The organism is Ensifer sp. EB106-05-01-XG146 (assembly GCF_058791875.1).
Window position 1 is genome coordinate 249832 of sequence record NZ_JBYTDX010000002.1, and the last position, 15937, is coordinate 265768.

A 15937-nucleotide genomic window follows, 5' to 3' on the forward strand; every position below is an offset into this window, starting at 1 on the left:
ACATCTCGAAGACATACACCCAACCCAAACAAAGGAACCGTTCCCATGACCGAGAACTTCGTCAGGACTGAAGACGGCGTCGATATCTTCTACAAGGATTGGGGCTCGGGCCAGCCCATCGTCTTTCACCATGGCTGGCCCCTGTCGGCGGACGATTGGGATGCGCAGATGCTTTATTTTGTCAGCAAGGGCTACCGGGTCATCGCCCATGACCGCCGCGGCCATGGCCGTTCGACGCAGGTGAGCGAGGGACACGACATTGCACACTACGCGAAGGATGTTGCGGCGCTGACCACCAAGCTCGGCCTCAGCGATGCAATCCACATCGGTCACTCCACCGGTGGCGGCGAAGCGGTGGCTTACGTGGCGCGCCACGGCGGCGGCCGGGTTTCCAAGCTGATCATCGTCGGCGCTGTGCCGCCGATCATGGTCAAGACCGAAAACAATCCGGGCGGCCTGCCGATCGAGGTGTTCGACGGTTTCCGGGCGGCGCTTGCTGCCAACCGCGCCCAGTTCTTCCTCGACGTTCCGGCCGGCCCGTTCTACGGCTACAACCGCCCGGGTGCCGAAGTATCGGAAGGCGTCGTCCGCAACTGGTGGCGTCAGGGCATGATGGGCAGCGCCAAGGCCCATTACGAAGGCATCAAGGCCTTCTCCGAAACCGACTTCACCGAAGACTTGAAGGCGATCGACGTGCCGACGCTGGTCATGCACGGCGACGACGACCAAATCGTGCCGATCGACGACAGCGCGCGACTGGCGGTGAAGCTGCTGAAGAACGGCACGCTCAAGGTCTATGAGGGTTATCCACATGGCATGTTGACAACCCATGCCGATGTCATCAATCCCGACCTGCTCGCCTTCATTAAGGCCTAAAGCTCGGGCACGGTCCGCGGTGTCCGGGTATTGCGGACCGTGCCGGGACAACGCTACTGCATGGTTCCCTATTCATCGCCGGTTTTGCGGACGGAACATGCAGCGCTTCGAAGCGCTACAGCGCCCTCTATGCGCCTCAAAGGCGCGCGGCGCTGTAGTGCCGGCGCCGCACCGACAGCGGCGCGCAGCCGCGCCGGTTGCCAGGAATTCATCGTCAGTGTCTTCAGCGCGCCCGCTTCGGCCGGCGAACGGCCCGGACGACGCCGCTCGGGCCGCCGCCACAGAAGAAGCGCTCGCCGCCATCGGACTCTAGGCCCGATACGCCCATTCCGGACGGCATGGCGACCGTTTCGAGCACCGCTCCCGTTTGCGGATCGATGCGCCTGATATCGCTTTCGTCACCCTCCCAGGTGCCGTGCCAGAGTTCGCCGTCGACCCAGGTCACCCCGGTCACGACGCGCTTGGATTCGATCGTGCGCAGGATTGCGCCGTTCTCGGGATCGATCTGATGAATTTTGCGGCCCCGATGCTGCCCGACCCAAAGCGTGCCCTCGGCCCAGGCAAGGCCGGAATCGCCGCCACCGCCCGGCGCCGGGATTGTTGCGAGAATTTTCCCGGTTTCCGGATCGATCTTCTGGATGCGATCTTCGGCGATCTGGAAGAGGTGCTTGCCGTCAAACGCCGTACCGGCATGCGCGGCGACGTCGATCGAGCGGACGGGCGCACCGTTTTCCGGGTCGAAGGCGTTGATCGTGTCACCGGCGGCGAACCATACGTTCCGGCCGTCGAAGGTGACGCCATGGACCTGGTCTGCCCCGGGGAACGGGCCATATATCTGGATGATTTCGGCTTCGGATCTTTTCATGGGTCTGATCCTATTCGTTTGGCAAAGGGCCGGGGAGTAACAACACTGTCGGGAATGCGGCAATCGGCGGCACGACCCAGCGCCGTGCCCGCCCGCGCCCGATCGGCATAACCTTGCCTTGCGAGGCGAGCTCTTCGAGCGCCCGCTGCACGGTGCGCGCGCTGGCGTCGAGCGCGATTGCGAGCGCCGAACTTGACCAGGCCTCGCCGTCCGCCAGCAGCGCCCGCATCGTCGCATGTCGCTCGTCGACCGGCGGGGCAAGGACGACGACTGTGTGCTTGCCGTGCGGCACCAGCCGGAAGCCATCGCTCGTCGCCGTGATATCCGCAAGCGGGCGCAGTTCCTCGCGCAGCCGGCCGATTTCGACACGCAGCCTTGCCCGGTGGGATTCGTCGACATGTCGTGCGCCGAAGGCCCGGGCGAGCAAGGTTCGCCTTGAGACGTCTCCCGGCCAGGCTTCGCCCAGCGCGCGCGCCAGCGCAAAGAGCACCGGCCGAGTGGCAAGCGTGCACAAGGTCGCTTGTCTTCGGACGAGGTTCCGGCAGGCGTCGATGACGAGGGCGCCGGAAGCAAGCAGCTCTTCGACCTCGCCAAGCAGCAGCGAGCGCTCTTGCCCATCCGCCATGAGGCGGGCAGCCGGCGCTTTAAGCACGGCGGCCGCGTTTTCAACTTCCAAGATCAGGGCCGGAATGCCGGTCGCCCGTGCCGCTTCGCCCGCCCGCCCGAAGGCGGCGGTGGCGGCCTCGGTTCGCAACCGGCGCACGGCGATGCCGGCGAGCGCCAGGTCGTGGGCGGCTTTCGACAGCGGTGTCAGCCGCGCCGTATCGATATCGGCAAGCAAGTTCTCGGCCTCGTCCAGACGGCCGATCAAGAGCAGGCGCCGTGCCCCGAGATTGCGGGCGTGGGCGGCATTGAGGTGGTCGCCATGGGTTTCGAGCGTCGAGCGGGCGGCGTCGAGCGCCCGCATCGGCCAGGAAAGATCACGGGAGACGATGGCGATCTCCGCCTCGGCGACGATGCACCGCGCCCGCGCCACCGCTTCCTTCGGGCCGAAGGCGCGCGCGGCGTTCTTCAGCAGGACCTTTGCGCGGGTGAAGTCTCCAAGCTGGGCCATGGCGATGCCGCGCAGCGCCAGTGCCGGCGGATCGTCGCGTAGCGCCACCCGCTTCAGCGCGCCGAGCGGGTCGCCCGACGCCAGTGCTCGCGCCGCGGCGGTGATCAGCGAATCCATCGAAATCCCGTCACACTTGTCACTCCCGCAAGCCGTGTTCCAGCCTTTATCTATCTCTCAGGTGGCAACGGACAACAGAAAGAAGCTTCGTCGCACAATCAAGCGGAAACAGTCGGGCGCATGCCTTCAAGGCTGCATCGAATGTGAATCTGCACCTATTATGAAATTCTTTCGAAGCTCCTGTCGGCTTGGCACCGGCGTGAGCGTCTTTCAATCGGGCGGGCGAGGGGATGTCCCAGGCACGGTCCGTCGCGCGATCAGGTTGCACAATTTTTCGGCGTGGCCGGACGTCGGGCCGGGCGGATTTAAGGAGATTTGCAATGACCAATTCGCATTACCGTTGGGTCATCGTGGCGGCGGGCGGGCTGCTCGGCTGCCTGGCGATCGGCGCCATGTTTTCGCTTCCGGTGTTCCTGCTGCCGATTTCGCGCGACACCGGCTGGTCGGTGACAGGCGTTTCGAGCGCCATGACCATCGGCTTCCTGGCCATGGCATTTGCCAGCATCGCTTGGGGCAGCCTTTCCGACCGATGGGGCGCGCGTCCGATCGTGCTCATCGGCTCGGTGCTCTTGGCCGTCAGCCTGATGGCAGCGAGCTGGACGACCTCGCTGATCGCCTTCCAGATCCTTTTCGGTGTCGTGGTCGGCACCGCGACGGCGGCGATCTTCGCGCCGATGATGGCTTGCGTTACCGGCTGGTTCGATACGCATCGCAGCCTCGCGGTCTCGCTCGTCTCGGCCGGTATGGGCATGGCGCCGATGACGATGTCGCCCTTTGCCGCCTGGCTGGTATCCGCCTACGACTGGAGAACCGCTCTGCAGATCATCGCGCTGGTCGTTGCCGTCATCATGATCCCGGTCTCGTTTCTCGTTCGCCAGGCGCCGGCACTTGCCGACGGCGCTGCCGCGGCCTCGCCCGGGGAAGAGCCCCATTCGTCGATGACGACCAGCCAGGTGCTGAAATCGCCGCTCTTCATCATCCTGCTTCTGACCAACTTCTTCTGCTGCGCCACCCATTCCGGCCCGATCTTCCACACTGTGAGCTACGCGATCACCTGCGGCATTCCGGTCATGGCGGCCGTGTCGATCTACAGCGTCGAGGGTCTTGCCGGCATGGGCGGCCGCGTCGTCTTCGGTCTGCTCGGCGACCGTTTCGGGGCCAAACGTGTGCTCGTTCTTGGACTTCTGGCCCAGGCCTTCGGCGCGCTTGCCTATGTCTTTGCCGCCGGGCTCGGCTCGTTCTACGCAGTTGCCGCCCTGTTCGGCTTCATCTACGCGGGCGTCATGCCGCTCTATGCGGTGCTTGCCCGCGAGAATTTCCCCTTGCGGATGATGGGGACGGTGATCGGCGGGACGGCCATGGCTGGCAGCCTTGGCATGGCGACGGGACCGATTGCCGGGGGCCTGATCTATGATGCGCTGGCAAGCTACACCTGGCTTTACATCGGTTCCTGGGGCATCGGCCTCGGCGCGTTCCTGATCGCGCTCACCTTCCGGCCGGCGCCGCGCTACCAGGCGGCGGTGGCCGCGGCCTGATGCGAGCGTGCTGACAGCGAGAGAAAGGGCTCCGCCTGGGAAGGGGACCTTTGGATCATTCCACGCGCTGATCCGCGTCCGTCTTAGCGGTCGTCTATCCGGACGGTTCGTGCGCCGACATGCAGCGCCCGGCCGGCGCCCAGACCCATGATCGCCACGCCGATGCCGAGCGCGATGAAGAGAACGGCGCTGGCGGCGAAGCTGCCGGTCCAGCTGCGGATGAAGCCGACAAGCAGGGGGCCGATGGCGGCAAGCACGTAGCCGACGCCCTGGGCCATGCCGGAGAGATGGGCCGCCACGTGCGAATCGGGCGAGCGCAGCACAATGAGGGTCATCGCTGCAGCAATCAGGCCGCCCTGTCCGATCCCTTGCAGAACAGCCCAGACGAGCACCGTCGAGAGCGGCGCGAAAAGGATGCCGATCAGTGCGATGACGGCGGCGGCGACGAGCGCCACGCAGACGGCGCGCTGGTCGCGGCGCCTTACGGCGAAGGATGGCACGAGCAGGCAGGTGACGACCTGCATCATGATCGAGGCGGAGACGACCGCACCGGCAGTTGCGGCATCGAGGCCACGCTCACGCAGGATCGGCGCCATCCAGCCGAAGACGCAATAGGCGAGTGCGGATTGCAGACCCATGAAGAGCGTCACCTGCCAGGCGAGCCGATCGCGCCAGAGGCCGACGACGCGGAAGCCGCTATGGCGGGCTTGCGCCTTGCCGCGCAGCGCCTGCGGTGCCCAGATCATCAGCACGATGAGGGCGGGTACCGCCCAGGCCGCGAGCGCGCCGGACCAGGAGCCGACCACATGGTGTTCGATCGTCAGCGTCAGGCCGGCGGCGCTGGCAGCACCGGCGCAGAGCGCCATGGTATAGAGGCCCGTCATCATCGCGGCGCGGTCGGGAAAGTCACGCTTGACGAGCCCGGGAAGCAGCACGTTGCCGATCGCGATCGCCGCACCTGCCGCAAATGTCGAAAGGAAAAGCAGCGGCACGGACTGAACGCCGCGCAGACCCGTGCCGAGCGTCAGCAGGACGAGCACCCCGAGAAGCGTGCGTTCGGCACCAAAGCGTTGGGCGAGCTTCGGCGCAAGCGGCGCGAAAAGGCCGAGGCAGAGCACCGGCAGGGTGGTGAGCACGCTGGCGCTGGCGGTGGAAAGGCCGGTCGCCTGCATCACCTCGGGCAGCAGCACCGAGAGACTTGAAAACAGCGGCCTGAGGTTGAAAGCGATGAGCACGAGGCTGGCGCCCAGCAGGATGCGGGCGCTGCGGCTCAGCACCGGTGGTTGCGGTGCCGGCAGGCTGTCGGCCTCGGCATCGATAAGCTGGTCTTCGATGTCCAGCGGTTCGGCGGCTTCGGCTTTGTGGGGATCACGAAAAGTCTGGTTCATTGGGAAAGTAGCCGATCAAGTTCAGCGAGGACGGGGGCCATGAACGCCCGAACGGCGGCCGCGGCCTTGTCCGGATCACTGGCCGCAATGGCCTCGACGATCGCCGCATGCGCCCGGTCGTCCGGCTCCGGCAGGTCGCCTGACAGCGTCGAGTGAATGGTTTCAAGAATGGCCGAAGTGAAAAAGTCATAGAGCTCGACGATGGCCCTGTTGCCGGAGGCCTCGACGATCGACCGATGAAAGGCGATGTCGCGCCGTCCGAAGGCCTCACGCCCGCCATCGGAAACCGTGCCGCGGGCGAGAAGAAGGCGCTTCATATGTTCCAGATCCTTGGGCGAATGTCGCAGCGCCGCCAGGCGTGCGGCTTCCACGTCGAGGGCCGCGCGCGCCTCCCATTGGTCGCGCAGGCTCGCCCGCTTGACGCGGTCAAGCGCGCCCGAGCTATCGACCGTCGAGCGGACATAGGTGCCGGAGCCCTGGCGGGCGTCGAGCAGCCCCTTCGAGATCAGGACCCGAACGGCCTCCCGCACGGTTCCGCGGCTCACCGCCAGAAGTTCGGTCAGCGCCGTCTCGTTGGGAATGCGTTCGCCGATAGCCCAGCGGCCGCTCAGGATTTCCGCCCGCAGGCTTTCGGCAGCGCTCTCGGCAAGGTTGGTACGATTGATCGGTTGCATTGTCTGCTCATCAAGTCATCAGATGATTTGATCAATAGGGTTAGGCGTTCGCAGAGTCAAGCGTGACGACGGGGAATGAAGAAGGCGTCGAAGCCTCGTGAGGCCGGTTTCGGCGACAGGATTTGTCGGTGGCTGGCGCGCGGAATCGCGGTCGCGCGCCGGTCGGCGCGCGATACTCAGGCTTTAGCTACGGGAATCCAGTCCCGGCACCGCGTGATCTCAGTTGAGCCTGAGATCGAGGCCGGGATGCAGCTTCTTGAGGTTCGGCAGCGATTTCGACTGCCACGGGATCTCAGAGGTTCCGCGCACCGTCAATTGCACGTTCGGGCGGTTGCGTGCCTCGATCGTCAGCTTGGCGAGCAGGTTGATCCCGGACGAGTTCAGGAACTGCAGTTCGGTGAGGTCGATCGTGATGTGCTCAGGCTCGGTCTCCAGAACGCCCATCACCGTCGAGAAGATCGGGGCATAGGCCTCCGTTCCCGGCAGCCGCATCGTGCCTTCAAAATGAATATCGTTGCCTTCGGACCAAACGCGATACTCTTCTTCGTCCTTGTTTTCCATGTTCACCGGCTCATCAGTTCGAGAGGTCTGGGACCGCAATGGAGGCATAAGTCTCCAATGAGGTTTCGCCGTCGTCACCCTGGGCGCCAAAAACCCAAGCGAAACGAACGCCATAATCGCTCATCAGCGTCAAAAGACCAAGCCCCGAACCGCTCTTGCCGAGTCCGGTTGCGTTGGCTTCAATGCGCTCGATGAGCAGGTCGCCCGGGTCGCCGTCGGCGATCTCGGACAAAAGATCCTGGAAGCGCGCAGCCGCTTCGTTGTCGATCACGTTCGACACTTTCGTGCGGAAGCTGTGGCCCTCGAGGGCGGCCTCGACGACCACGGAACCGGAAGCGCGGAACTTCACGGCATTCTCGACCAGTTCGTTGGTGAGGTAGCCGATGTTGTGGCGCACTTCCCGATAGGTGTTGCGCGACGCGCGATAGCGCAGCGCCGCCAGTTCGGCGACGAAATCCGAAGCCATGGCGCAATGCTTCCAGCTGAGATCCAGCGGCCCGTCGTAAAGACGCAGCCGGGTCATCTTCTGGTGGGCGCCGATCGTCAGGTCCGCCAGTCCGTAGAGCGTGGTCATCTGATCACCTGTGTCTCATGACGACGAGCGTGATGTCGTCGTAGATCTTCTGCTTGCCGATATGCGCCATCAGGTCGTTGATGATACCCGATTTGACGTCCTCGGCGCTCTGTCCGTAAAACTTTCCGGCACTCTCGCACAGTCGCTCGATGCCAAACAGTTCGCCCTTGGCGTTCGCTGCCTCGGTCACGCCGTCCGTATGCAGCACGATCATGTCGCCGCGGCCGAACGAGATCTCGCGGGTGGCAACAAAGCGCGAAATGTCCGATTCCAGGCCAATCGGCAGGCCGAGGTCGAGCGTGTCGATCCGCTCGATTTCCGCACCCTTGCGCACGACGATCAGTTCCTCGTGCTGCCCCGACAGCGTCAGGCGGCCGTGGTCGTAGTCGAGGAAGGCCAACGACAGATGCTTGTCAGTGTTGGTGCGCACGATGTTCTTGTAGATGGCGCGGTTGAGGCGGTTGAGAAACTGCTCCGGGTCCATGTCGCCGGCTTCCTGCAGGGCCCTTGCGACCGACTGCACCATCAGCATCAGCACGCCGCTTTCAAGGCCATGACCGGTCACGTCGCCGATGCCGATCTTCAGCCGCTCACCGTCGCGCAGCACATCGTAGTAGTCGCCGCCCACCTCGTCGGCCGGGCGCATATAGGCGGCGATTTCGAGATCGGCGATTTCCGCGAGCTCGCCGGCCTTCGGCAGCACCATCATCTGGATCTGCTTGGCGACGGCGAGTTCGGCGCCAAGGCGCAGGTTCTCGCTGCGCAGTTGGGTATTCAGCGTCGAAATCTGATGGTTGGCGTCCTCGAGCTGCTTGGTGCGTTCGGTCACCAGGTTTTCGAGGTTCTCGGTATGGTAGCTGATCTCCTCAGCCATTCTATTGAACGCGATAGCGGCTTCACCGACTTCGTCGCGCGTCGTGATGGGCACACGGACGGAGTAGTCCTTCGCCTCGATGCTGGTTGCCGCTCCGGCGAGCGCGCTGATGCCGCGGGTGACCCGCTTGGAGATGCCGAACACGGCGAGCGTGACGAACAGCAGCGAAGCGAGCAGGGCCAGGATCTGATAGATGAGGATGCGGTTCGTCGCTTCAGAGATACTCGCCTGTGCCGCAAACAGCGAGGCATAGATTTCGCGCTCCGGCACGACGATGCCGATCGACATGGTCTCGCGGCGCACCGGGCCGGAAACCCAGAGGTTCTCCGGCTCGAGCTGCTTGAGGAGAATGAGATAGGGGACCTTCTCACCACTCTCATCGAGCAGCACCCGCTGAATGGCGCCATCGGTGCCAAGCGGCAGCTCTGCGATCGCGGGCTGGGCGCTGCGGCGCAGCGAGCGCTCCAATCCGGTGACGCCTTGTCCACCCGTGTCGCTGGACCGCCGCAGACCGATCACCTTTTCGCCGACCGGATTGATGGCAAGCACGTTGCCGTCGGACATCACCAGAAATCCGAAGCCGCTGTCGCCGACCTTAACGCTTTCGACAACCTCGGCCAGCTGGTCGAGCGTGATATCGGTTCCGGTTGCTCCGGCGACACCTTTGCGGTCGGGCGTCCAGAGCGGCTGGAAGAAACTGACGATCAGTTTGCCCGAGGCGGCATCGGTGTAAGGTGCCGTTTGCGTGGTATCGGCTGCAACGGGCCTGAGGCTCGGTTGCTTCGCCCATTCCTCCCAGGACTCATAGAGGCCGGGGAAGAAGAAGTTCCAGAAGTTGGCTTCGTTATGGCCGGGGTAGAGACGGTCGAACGTCTGTGCCTGATCCGCATAGGGCGCCATCCGCAAGATCGGCCGTTCTTTTGGTCCGACGTAGTACATCTGCAGTTTGGAGCGGCCGTGCGCAAGCAGGGCGGGGGCAACCAGATCAAGAACGGCGCTGTTCTCGATATCGGTCTGTACCTCGGGTAGTGGCCGATGGTCGGGGCCAAGGAGATAGCTCCAGACGCTTACGCTCGAGAGCGGCCCCGGAAGGTTCTGCGCCCACCCACCTTTGGCATCGTAAGTGACGGTAACGGACTCCGGTGCGTGCCGCGCAAGTGCCTCACCGACGTCGGACCGGCGCACGGGGCGGTCGATCTGCGCCTGGATTACGCCCGCGAGCGTGGCGACGTCGGCGTGAACCTGGCCGAGCAGAAGATTAACCCGCGCGGCCGTCGATTCCGCGTAGGTGAGCATGTAGTCTTCGTTGGCGTTTTGCAGGCCCTGTCCGACTTCCGTCGTCGCGTCGCGCGACAGTCTTTGAACGTTCCAGAGCGCCAGCCCGCCTGTCAGCAGGAGGTCGAAGAGCACGGCGCTGCCGACGACCAGCACGAACTTGGCGCGAAAGGATCTCAATCCGAACCGGGGACGTTTGATATTGCTCGCGCTCATAGTGGTTTGCGCCCGGACGCTGCCCAGATCGGCCAGCCCGCATAGCCCTTCGGATGCAGTGCAGCGAAGATGTGATCCCGGAAGCCCTGGCGGAACCGCTCGATGAATTCGGGTGTTTCGCCGTGCCTCACCGCCATGTCCGCAAACATCTTCTCCCAGCCGGCGATGATATCGGCGAAATCCTGTGGGTCACCGTCCAGATTGGTGACCATGAAGGATTCGACCAGGATGTCGTCGAAGCCCGTGTCGGCAAGATAGCGCCGGCTCTTCGGCCCGAACTCCACATCTATCTCGAAATTGCTCAAAAGCCGCGCGAGCTCATTGTAGGTCCATTGGATGCTTTGCGCCCGCGGCTCGCCGAGGCAGTGCGAGTTCTTCTCGTTGGTGATGTAGACGCGGCCGCCCGGCTTCACGATCCGATAGAGTTCCTTGAGAAGCAGCTCCGGCTGATTGAAGACCTGCAGCGAGTGGCGGCAACTCACGAAGTCGAACTGGTTGTCCTCAAGCAGCATCTCCGACGCGTCGCCGTAGGTGTATTCGATACCCGTCACGCCGAACTCGGCGGCCACCTTTCGGGCATAGGCGAGGCTCGGCTTCGAGTGGTCGAGCGCGACGATCCGCGACGGCTGGAACTCCTTCTGCGCGAGCACGGCGAAATCGCCGATGCCGCAGCAGATGTCGGCCACGGCGATGCCGGGCCGCATGCCGTGGCGCGGCAGGATGGTGCGCTCGTGGCGCCAGGTCAATTTCGTCTGCGCGCGCAGGATTGGGATGAAGCTCGTATCCTCGAAGTAGTCCTGGCCAGGATAGAACATCGAATCATAGACCTCGACGGAGATCTGCGGCTCGATCGTGCTCAGGTGCCGGAACATGCGCGTCGTCCAGCTGACGACGCTTGACGTGATGACGATCAGGCGCAGGTCCGACCGCTCCCGGCAGGCGTCGAGGGCGACCCGGATGAAGGCCTGGAAGGCCGTGTTGTTCATCTGGATGAGGCGCTTCACATCGATATAGAGAACGCCGCGCACCGTATCGATGGCTTCCCTCAGCGCATGGATACTCTCGGCGATTTCATCGATCGAACGCGGCCGAATCGTTCCGGCAAGCGAGAAGATCTGGCTGTTCGGATCGAAGTCGACCTTGAAACGCTGAGGAAGGCTCGCCGCCATCAACTCACCATTCCTTCAAGAGGAAGATCCACGATCAGGGTGATGGCCGGAGCCGCATCCTCGTCAAGCCGGAGGCGGGCGTCATAGTTGACCGCCAGGTCCAGAAGCACCGATTCCCGGCTGGGGGCAAGGTCGTTGGAAATGGCGTCGAGATAGCGGGCCTGGGCATCGCTCTCGCGGGTTTTCGAGACCGCCTCGCGATAGAAGCGCGCCTGACCAGGTGGGCATGGAAAGCTCAGTTGAACCCGTTCCGTGGCGCCTTGGCGATAGATCGACAGGCCGATCTTTCCGTCGGTGGTGCCGCCGCGAAACGAAACCTCCAGAAGCTCGTTGAGGGCGGAGGAAAAGAAGTTGGAATGCCGTACCGGATCGGTCCTGTTGTGGCTGATCATCCGGGCGAGGTAGCTCGAGACATGATCGCAATGGTGCCAGTCCGAAAGGAAATCTTCCATCTCCATATCGAACTGAAGCAGCGGCTCGAAAGCCGTTTCCGTGGTCTTATTGACACTAGCACCCATGCAGCAATGTCCTCCGCACCCCGAACTCTGCCACGGCCATACGCCACTTTCTATAATGATTTCTAACCACGCAACCCCGGGATCTTGCATGAAGACAACCCAGGTATTGCCTCGCGTCATATCGGGCGCAACGCACAGATGCGGGGGGGGGGGCTACAGCGTCGCCATTGCCGATGAGCGGCGAAGATAGGCGCCGATCGCGTCCGCCGGCATGGGCATGCCCAGGAAATAACCCTGCAGACGGTCGCAACCCTCTTTTCGAAGCCAGACGGCCTGCCCGATCGTCTCGACGCCCTCGGCGGTCACGCGCATGCCGAGACCGTGGGCAAGGGCGATGATCGACCGGACGATCGTCTGGCTCTTTTCGTCGCTCTCCAGATCCTTGATGAAATAGCGGTCGATCTTGATCGTATCGAAGGGGAAGTTCTTGAGGTAGCTGAGCGAAGAATAGAAGGTGCCGAAATCGTCGAGCGAGATCTGGATGCCGAGCACGTTGAGGGTGTTCAGCGTGTCGAGATTGTTGGTCGTGCGTTCAAGCAGCACCGATTCGGTGACTTCCAGCTCCAGCCGGTCGGCCCTCAAGCCCGCCATGTCGATTGCCTGGGCGATCCGGTCCGTCAGGCCCTCGCGCAGGAACTCCGCCGGCGACAGGTTGACGGCGACGGTGAAATGCGACGGCCAGGTGGCAGCCTGCCGGCAGGCCTCCTCCAGGACCCATTGGCCGATCTCGTTCATCAGGCCGTCGGCTTCCGCCATCGGGATGAAGACGTTGGGCGGGATCGTGCCGACCAGCGGATGATGCCAGCGCACCAGCGCCTCGAAGCCGACGATCGAAAATGGCGGCTCGACGAGCGGCTGGTATTCGATTGAAAACTGCTTGTCCTGCAGCGCGGTGCGCAGACTGCGGCGCAGCATCTCGCGCTGTTCCAGCACGATCAGCATGGAACGGCTGAAGGTCTTTGCCCTGCCTCGTCCATCCTTCTTGGCGGCATAGAGCGCAATGTCCGCCGCCTTCATCAGTTGCTCGATGTCGTTTCCGTCGTTCGGCGCAATGGCAATGCCGATGCTGGCGCCGACGAAGACGGAGATGCCATCGATGGTGAAAGGTTCGCTGAACGCCTCGATCAGTGCCTCGGCGAGATACTCGGCGTCCGCCGGCTGGTCGCTTTGACGCTGGATGACGGCGAATTCGTCGCCGGCCAGGCGATAGGCGACTTCGCCGTCGCGAAGGGCGCCGCGAATGCGCTCGGCCGCCATCTTGAGGACGGCGTCGCCGGCGCCGTGGCCCAGCGTGTCGTTGACCGGCTTGAAATCGTCGAGGTCAATCTGCATCAGCGCCAGCTTCTCGCCGGATGTCGGCAGGATGCTCTGCAGGTCGTCGCTGAACTGCCGCCGGTTGGGCAGGCCCGTCAGCACGTCGTGGGTCGCCTGGTGCAACAGCAGCGCGCGTTCGCTTTCGCCATGGCTGCCGATCTCGCGGCGGGTCGCGCGGCCGCTCGTTTCGAGCACGCCGATGCCGCGCATGGCGCGAAAGACGAGCAGCGTGCGCCGCGACTTGGTGGCGGCGTCGACCACCTCGACGCTGCGCGGCACGCCGTAAGCGATGACGGATTCCACCGCCGCCTTGGAAACGGGCGCAAGCAATTCGGGATAGAGATGCCACAGGGTGGCATCGACAAGCGTGCCGACTTCGTAGGTTTCCTGCAGCGCCGGCGAGGCGCTGGTCAGATGAAAGGCCTCGTCATAGAACGAGAGAACCTCGTCCATATGAGCCGCAACGGGATCCTGCACTGAAGCTGAAGCAGACAAGGTTGCATCAGTGTCCGGCATGCTTGCCTTTCCCTCTCTGTTTCGAACGCGCCGGAAGAATATAAAAGCCCGCTCCAGCGGCGCTCCGGTTCGGCTCGTCCTTCTGCAAAGCTACCGCGTCGCCCGCCCGGGTCAATGCCAATAGGCTGCCTGCGATCTTACCTGTGGAAACCTCGCTTCGGAGCATGGCGAGCGCTGCTCGATATCCTTTGCCCCACACGGTTGTATATAAGCTTCCTCTTGTATCATTTGCCATCATTGCATGCAATTTGGGGCGGAACAGCTGTGGGCGTTTCAGCTCCGCCTATACGCATGTCCCATTGTGGGACGCCATATCAGCAAGGGTTTCGGGCGTCTACTGCGGCCGGTCGCGGTTAAGCAAACGGCAGATACGCCCGGGCAACGGGGCCGTTGGGCTCCGTTTAAGTTTCGGTTAACCATAAAGGAAGTTTTCAGGGGATTATGTAGCTTGACCCATCCCGCGATCACCCGGAATTAAGAACCACGGGCGAGTTGGCCACCGGGTTGCCGGTGGCCAATCGCTATTAAGCTCAGTGCGTGCTCAGAATCACGTCGGTCTTCTGGAAGGTCCGGACGTCGATCAGGCCCTTGTCGGAAATGCGCAGTTCCGGAATGACGACGAGCGCAAGCAGCGAGTGCTGCATATAGGCGTTGTTCAGCCGGCAGCCACAGGCGCGCATGGCCTCGACGATGGCGGCCGCTTTCTCGGCGACGATCTCCGCTCGCTGAGCCGACATCAGGCCGGCGACGGGCAGCTCGACCAGGGCCAGTTCGCGGCCTTCCTTGATGACGACGATGCCGCCGCCGACCTCGTGCAGGCGGTTGGCGGCCTTGGCCATGTCCGCCTTGTTCGTGCCGACCACGATCATATGGTGGCTGTCATGGGCGACCGTGCTCGCCATGGCGCAATCGCTGTCATAGCCGAAGCCGGAGACGAAGGCGTTGACCACGTCGCCGGTGCCGCGGTGGCGCTCGACGAGCGCGATCTGGCAGACGTCGCTGGCCCGGTCCATCTGCACGAGGCCGTTCTCGATCGCCACCTCGGCCTGAAGCGCCCGCGTCGGCGCCTGGTTCTCGACGACGCCGATGACGTTGACCCGCGCGCGCGTCGCCCGTGCGTTGGATGGGATGTCGAAATCCGCGGCGGCCAGTAACCGGCCAAGGTGGACGGTGTTGCGGGCGCTTTCCGGGTAGACATAGGCCGGGATATCGCGCGCGAGTGTGCCGTTCTCGGCCATCAGCTCGCCGCGGGCAAAGACCATTTCGATCGGCAGCGCGGCGAGGTCCGAGGTGACGATCAGGTCTGCCCGGCGACCCGGTGCGATCGAGCCGATTTCGCGCTCCAGGCCGAAATGCTGGGCGGTGTTGAGCGTCGCCATCTGGATCGCGGTCACGGGTTTCAGACCTTGAGCGATGGCATGGCGCACGACGCGGTTCATGTGTCCGTCGTGAACCAGCGTGCCGGAGTGGCTGTCGTCGGTGCAGAGCAGGAAGTTGCGCGGGTCGAGGCCGGATTCGGTGACGGCCTTGATCTGCGCGGCAACGTCGTACCAGGCGGAGCCGAGGCGCAACATGGCGCGCATGCCCTGGCGCACACGGGCGATTGCGTCGTCGACCGTCGTGCCTTCATGGTCGTCGGCCGGTCCGCCGGCGGCATAGGCGTGGAACTCGCGGCCGAGATGCGGCGAGGCATAGTGCCCGCCGACGGTCAGCCGCGCATCCTGGGTGGCGGCGATCTCGGCCATCATCCTCGGATCGTTTCCGGCAACGCCGGGGAAATTCATCATCTCGCCGAGACCGATGACGTTCGGCCAGGCAAGCGCCTCGGCGACATCCTGTGCTGAAAGCTCGGCGCCGGCAGTTTCAAGACCCGGGGCGCTCGGCACGCAGCTCGGTACCTGGACCAGCACGTTGATCGGCAGGCTCTGGGCTTCCTCGTTCATCAGCCGGACGCCGTCGAGGCCGAGCACATTGGCGATCTCGTGCGGGTCGATGAACATGGTGGTGGTGCCGTGCGGAATGACCGCGCGGGCAAATTCGGTGACGGTAACGAGGCCACTCTCCACATGCATATGCGCGTCGCAGAGGCCGGGAACGAGATAGCGCCCAGCGGCGTCGACGACCTTGGTGCCTTCGCCGATCGTGTGGCTGGCATCCGGACCGACATAGGCGAAGCGGCCGGCTTTGACGGCGATATCGGTGCCGGGGATGATTTCGCCGGAGTAGACGTTGACCCATTTGCCGTTGCGGATCACGAGATCGGCGGGCTTGCGGCCCATGGCGACGTCGACCAGTTCGGGTGCGGTCTTCGACCAGGATTGAAGCATGACTGTTTCCTTCGGATGGGCGAT

The 15937-nt window shown here is 63.8% G+C and carries 13 protein-coding genes; 2 read left to right on the plus strand and 11 right to left on the minus strand.

Annotated elements, in window-relative coordinates; translation table 11 throughout:
* Nucleotides 1-45: 45 nt before the first annotated feature.
* Entirely contained in the window at nt 46-876 is an 831-nt protein-coding gene (locus AC3WVQ_RS21350; protein ID WP_060520010.1) for an alpha/beta fold hydrolase, read from the plus strand.
* A 223-nt stretch (nt 877-1099) separates the two neighbouring features.
* On the opposite strand, the gene AC3WVQ_RS21355 is transcribed toward AC3WVQ_RS21350, so the two are convergent.
* Both AC3WVQ_RS21355 and AC3WVQ_RS21360 read right to left on the minus strand, forming a co-directional pair.
* Nucleotides 1100-1741, minus strand: a complete 642-nt coding sequence (locus tag AC3WVQ_RS21355; protein WP_060520008.1) for a Vgb family protein — start codon at nt 1739-1741, stop codon at nt 1100-1102.
* Nucleotides 1742-1751: 10 nt separating this feature from the next.
* Nucleotides 1752-2972, minus strand: coding sequence for a helix-turn-helix domain-containing protein (locus AC3WVQ_RS21360; RefSeq protein ID WP_112772317.1), 1221 nt, complete (start codon nt 2970-2972; stop codon nt 1752-1754).
* Between the two features lie 320 nt (nt 2973-3292).
* Between AC3WVQ_RS21360 and AC3WVQ_RS21365 the strand changes: the two genes are divergently transcribed.
* Nucleotides 3293-4507 (plus strand): MFS transporter, encoded by a 1215-nt coding sequence (locus AC3WVQ_RS21365; RefSeq protein ID WP_113135496.1) that lies wholly within the window; start codon nt 3293-3295, stop codon nt 4505-4507.
* 83 nt (nt 4508-4590) lie between these two features.
* Here AC3WVQ_RS21365 and AC3WVQ_RS21370 read toward each other — a convergent pair whose 3' ends face one another.
* From AC3WVQ_RS21370 to ade, 9 genes are all read right to left on the minus strand, one after another.
* Nucleotides 4591-5895 carry a CynX/NimT family MFS transporter gene (locus AC3WVQ_RS21370; RefSeq protein WP_112975340.1) on the minus strand — a complete coding sequence of 435 codons (1305 nt, stop codon included), beginning with the start codon at nt 5893-5895 and terminating at the stop codon, nt 4591-4593.
* Nucleotides 5892-6569: a FadR/GntR family transcriptional regulator gene (locus AC3WVQ_RS21375; RefSeq protein ID WP_034790270.1), complete on the minus strand. Its 678-nt coding sequence runs from the start codon at nt 6567-6569 to the stop codon at nt 5892-5894. The genes AC3WVQ_RS21370 and AC3WVQ_RS21375 overlap by 4 nt, the downstream gene beginning before the upstream one ends.
* Nucleotides 6570-6788: 219 nt before the next feature.
* A complete protein-coding gene (locus AC3WVQ_RS21380; protein WP_034790268.1) occupies nt 6789-7130 on the minus strand; it encodes a slr1659 superfamily regulator in 342 nt (113 codons plus the stop codon).
* 13 nt (nt 7131-7143) lie between these two features.
* A complete protein-coding gene (locus AC3WVQ_RS21385; RefSeq protein ID WP_034790266.1) occupies nt 7144-7704 on the minus strand; it encodes a slr1658 superfamily regulator in 561 nt (186 codons plus the stop codon).
* A gap of 4 nt (nt 7705-7708) precedes the next feature.
* Entirely contained in the window at nt 7709-10069 is a 2361-nt protein-coding gene (locus AC3WVQ_RS21390; protein WP_112772320.1) for a SpoIIE family protein phosphatase, read from the minus strand.
* Nucleotides 10066-11238 (minus strand): class I SAM-dependent methyltransferase, encoded by a 1173-nt coding sequence (locus tag AC3WVQ_RS21395; RefSeq protein WP_034790262.1) that lies wholly within the window; start codon nt 11236-11238, stop codon nt 10066-10068. Before AC3WVQ_RS21395 ends, AC3WVQ_RS21390 begins: the two co-directional genes overlap by 4 nt.
* Nucleotides 11238-11756 carry a hypothetical protein gene (locus tag AC3WVQ_RS21400; RefSeq protein WP_034790260.1) on the minus strand — a complete coding sequence of 173 codons (519 nt, stop codon included), beginning with the start codon at nt 11754-11756 and terminating at the stop codon, nt 11238-11240. The genes AC3WVQ_RS21395 and AC3WVQ_RS21400 overlap by 1 nt, the downstream gene beginning before the upstream one ends.
* A gap of 153 nt (nt 11757-11909) precedes the next feature.
* Nucleotides 11910-13586: a putative bifunctional diguanylate cyclase/phosphodiesterase gene (locus AC3WVQ_RS21405; protein ID WP_034790258.1), complete on the minus strand. Its 1677-nt coding sequence runs from the start codon at nt 13584-13586 to the stop codon at nt 11910-11912.
* 530 nt (nt 13587-14116) lie between these two features.
* Complete coding sequence (gene ade, locus AC3WVQ_RS21410; protein ID WP_492382960.1) at nt 14117-15913, minus strand: adenine deaminase; 1797 nt, start codon at nt 15911-15913, stop codon at nt 14117-14119.
* Between the last annotated feature and the right edge of the window lie 24 nt (nt 15914-15937).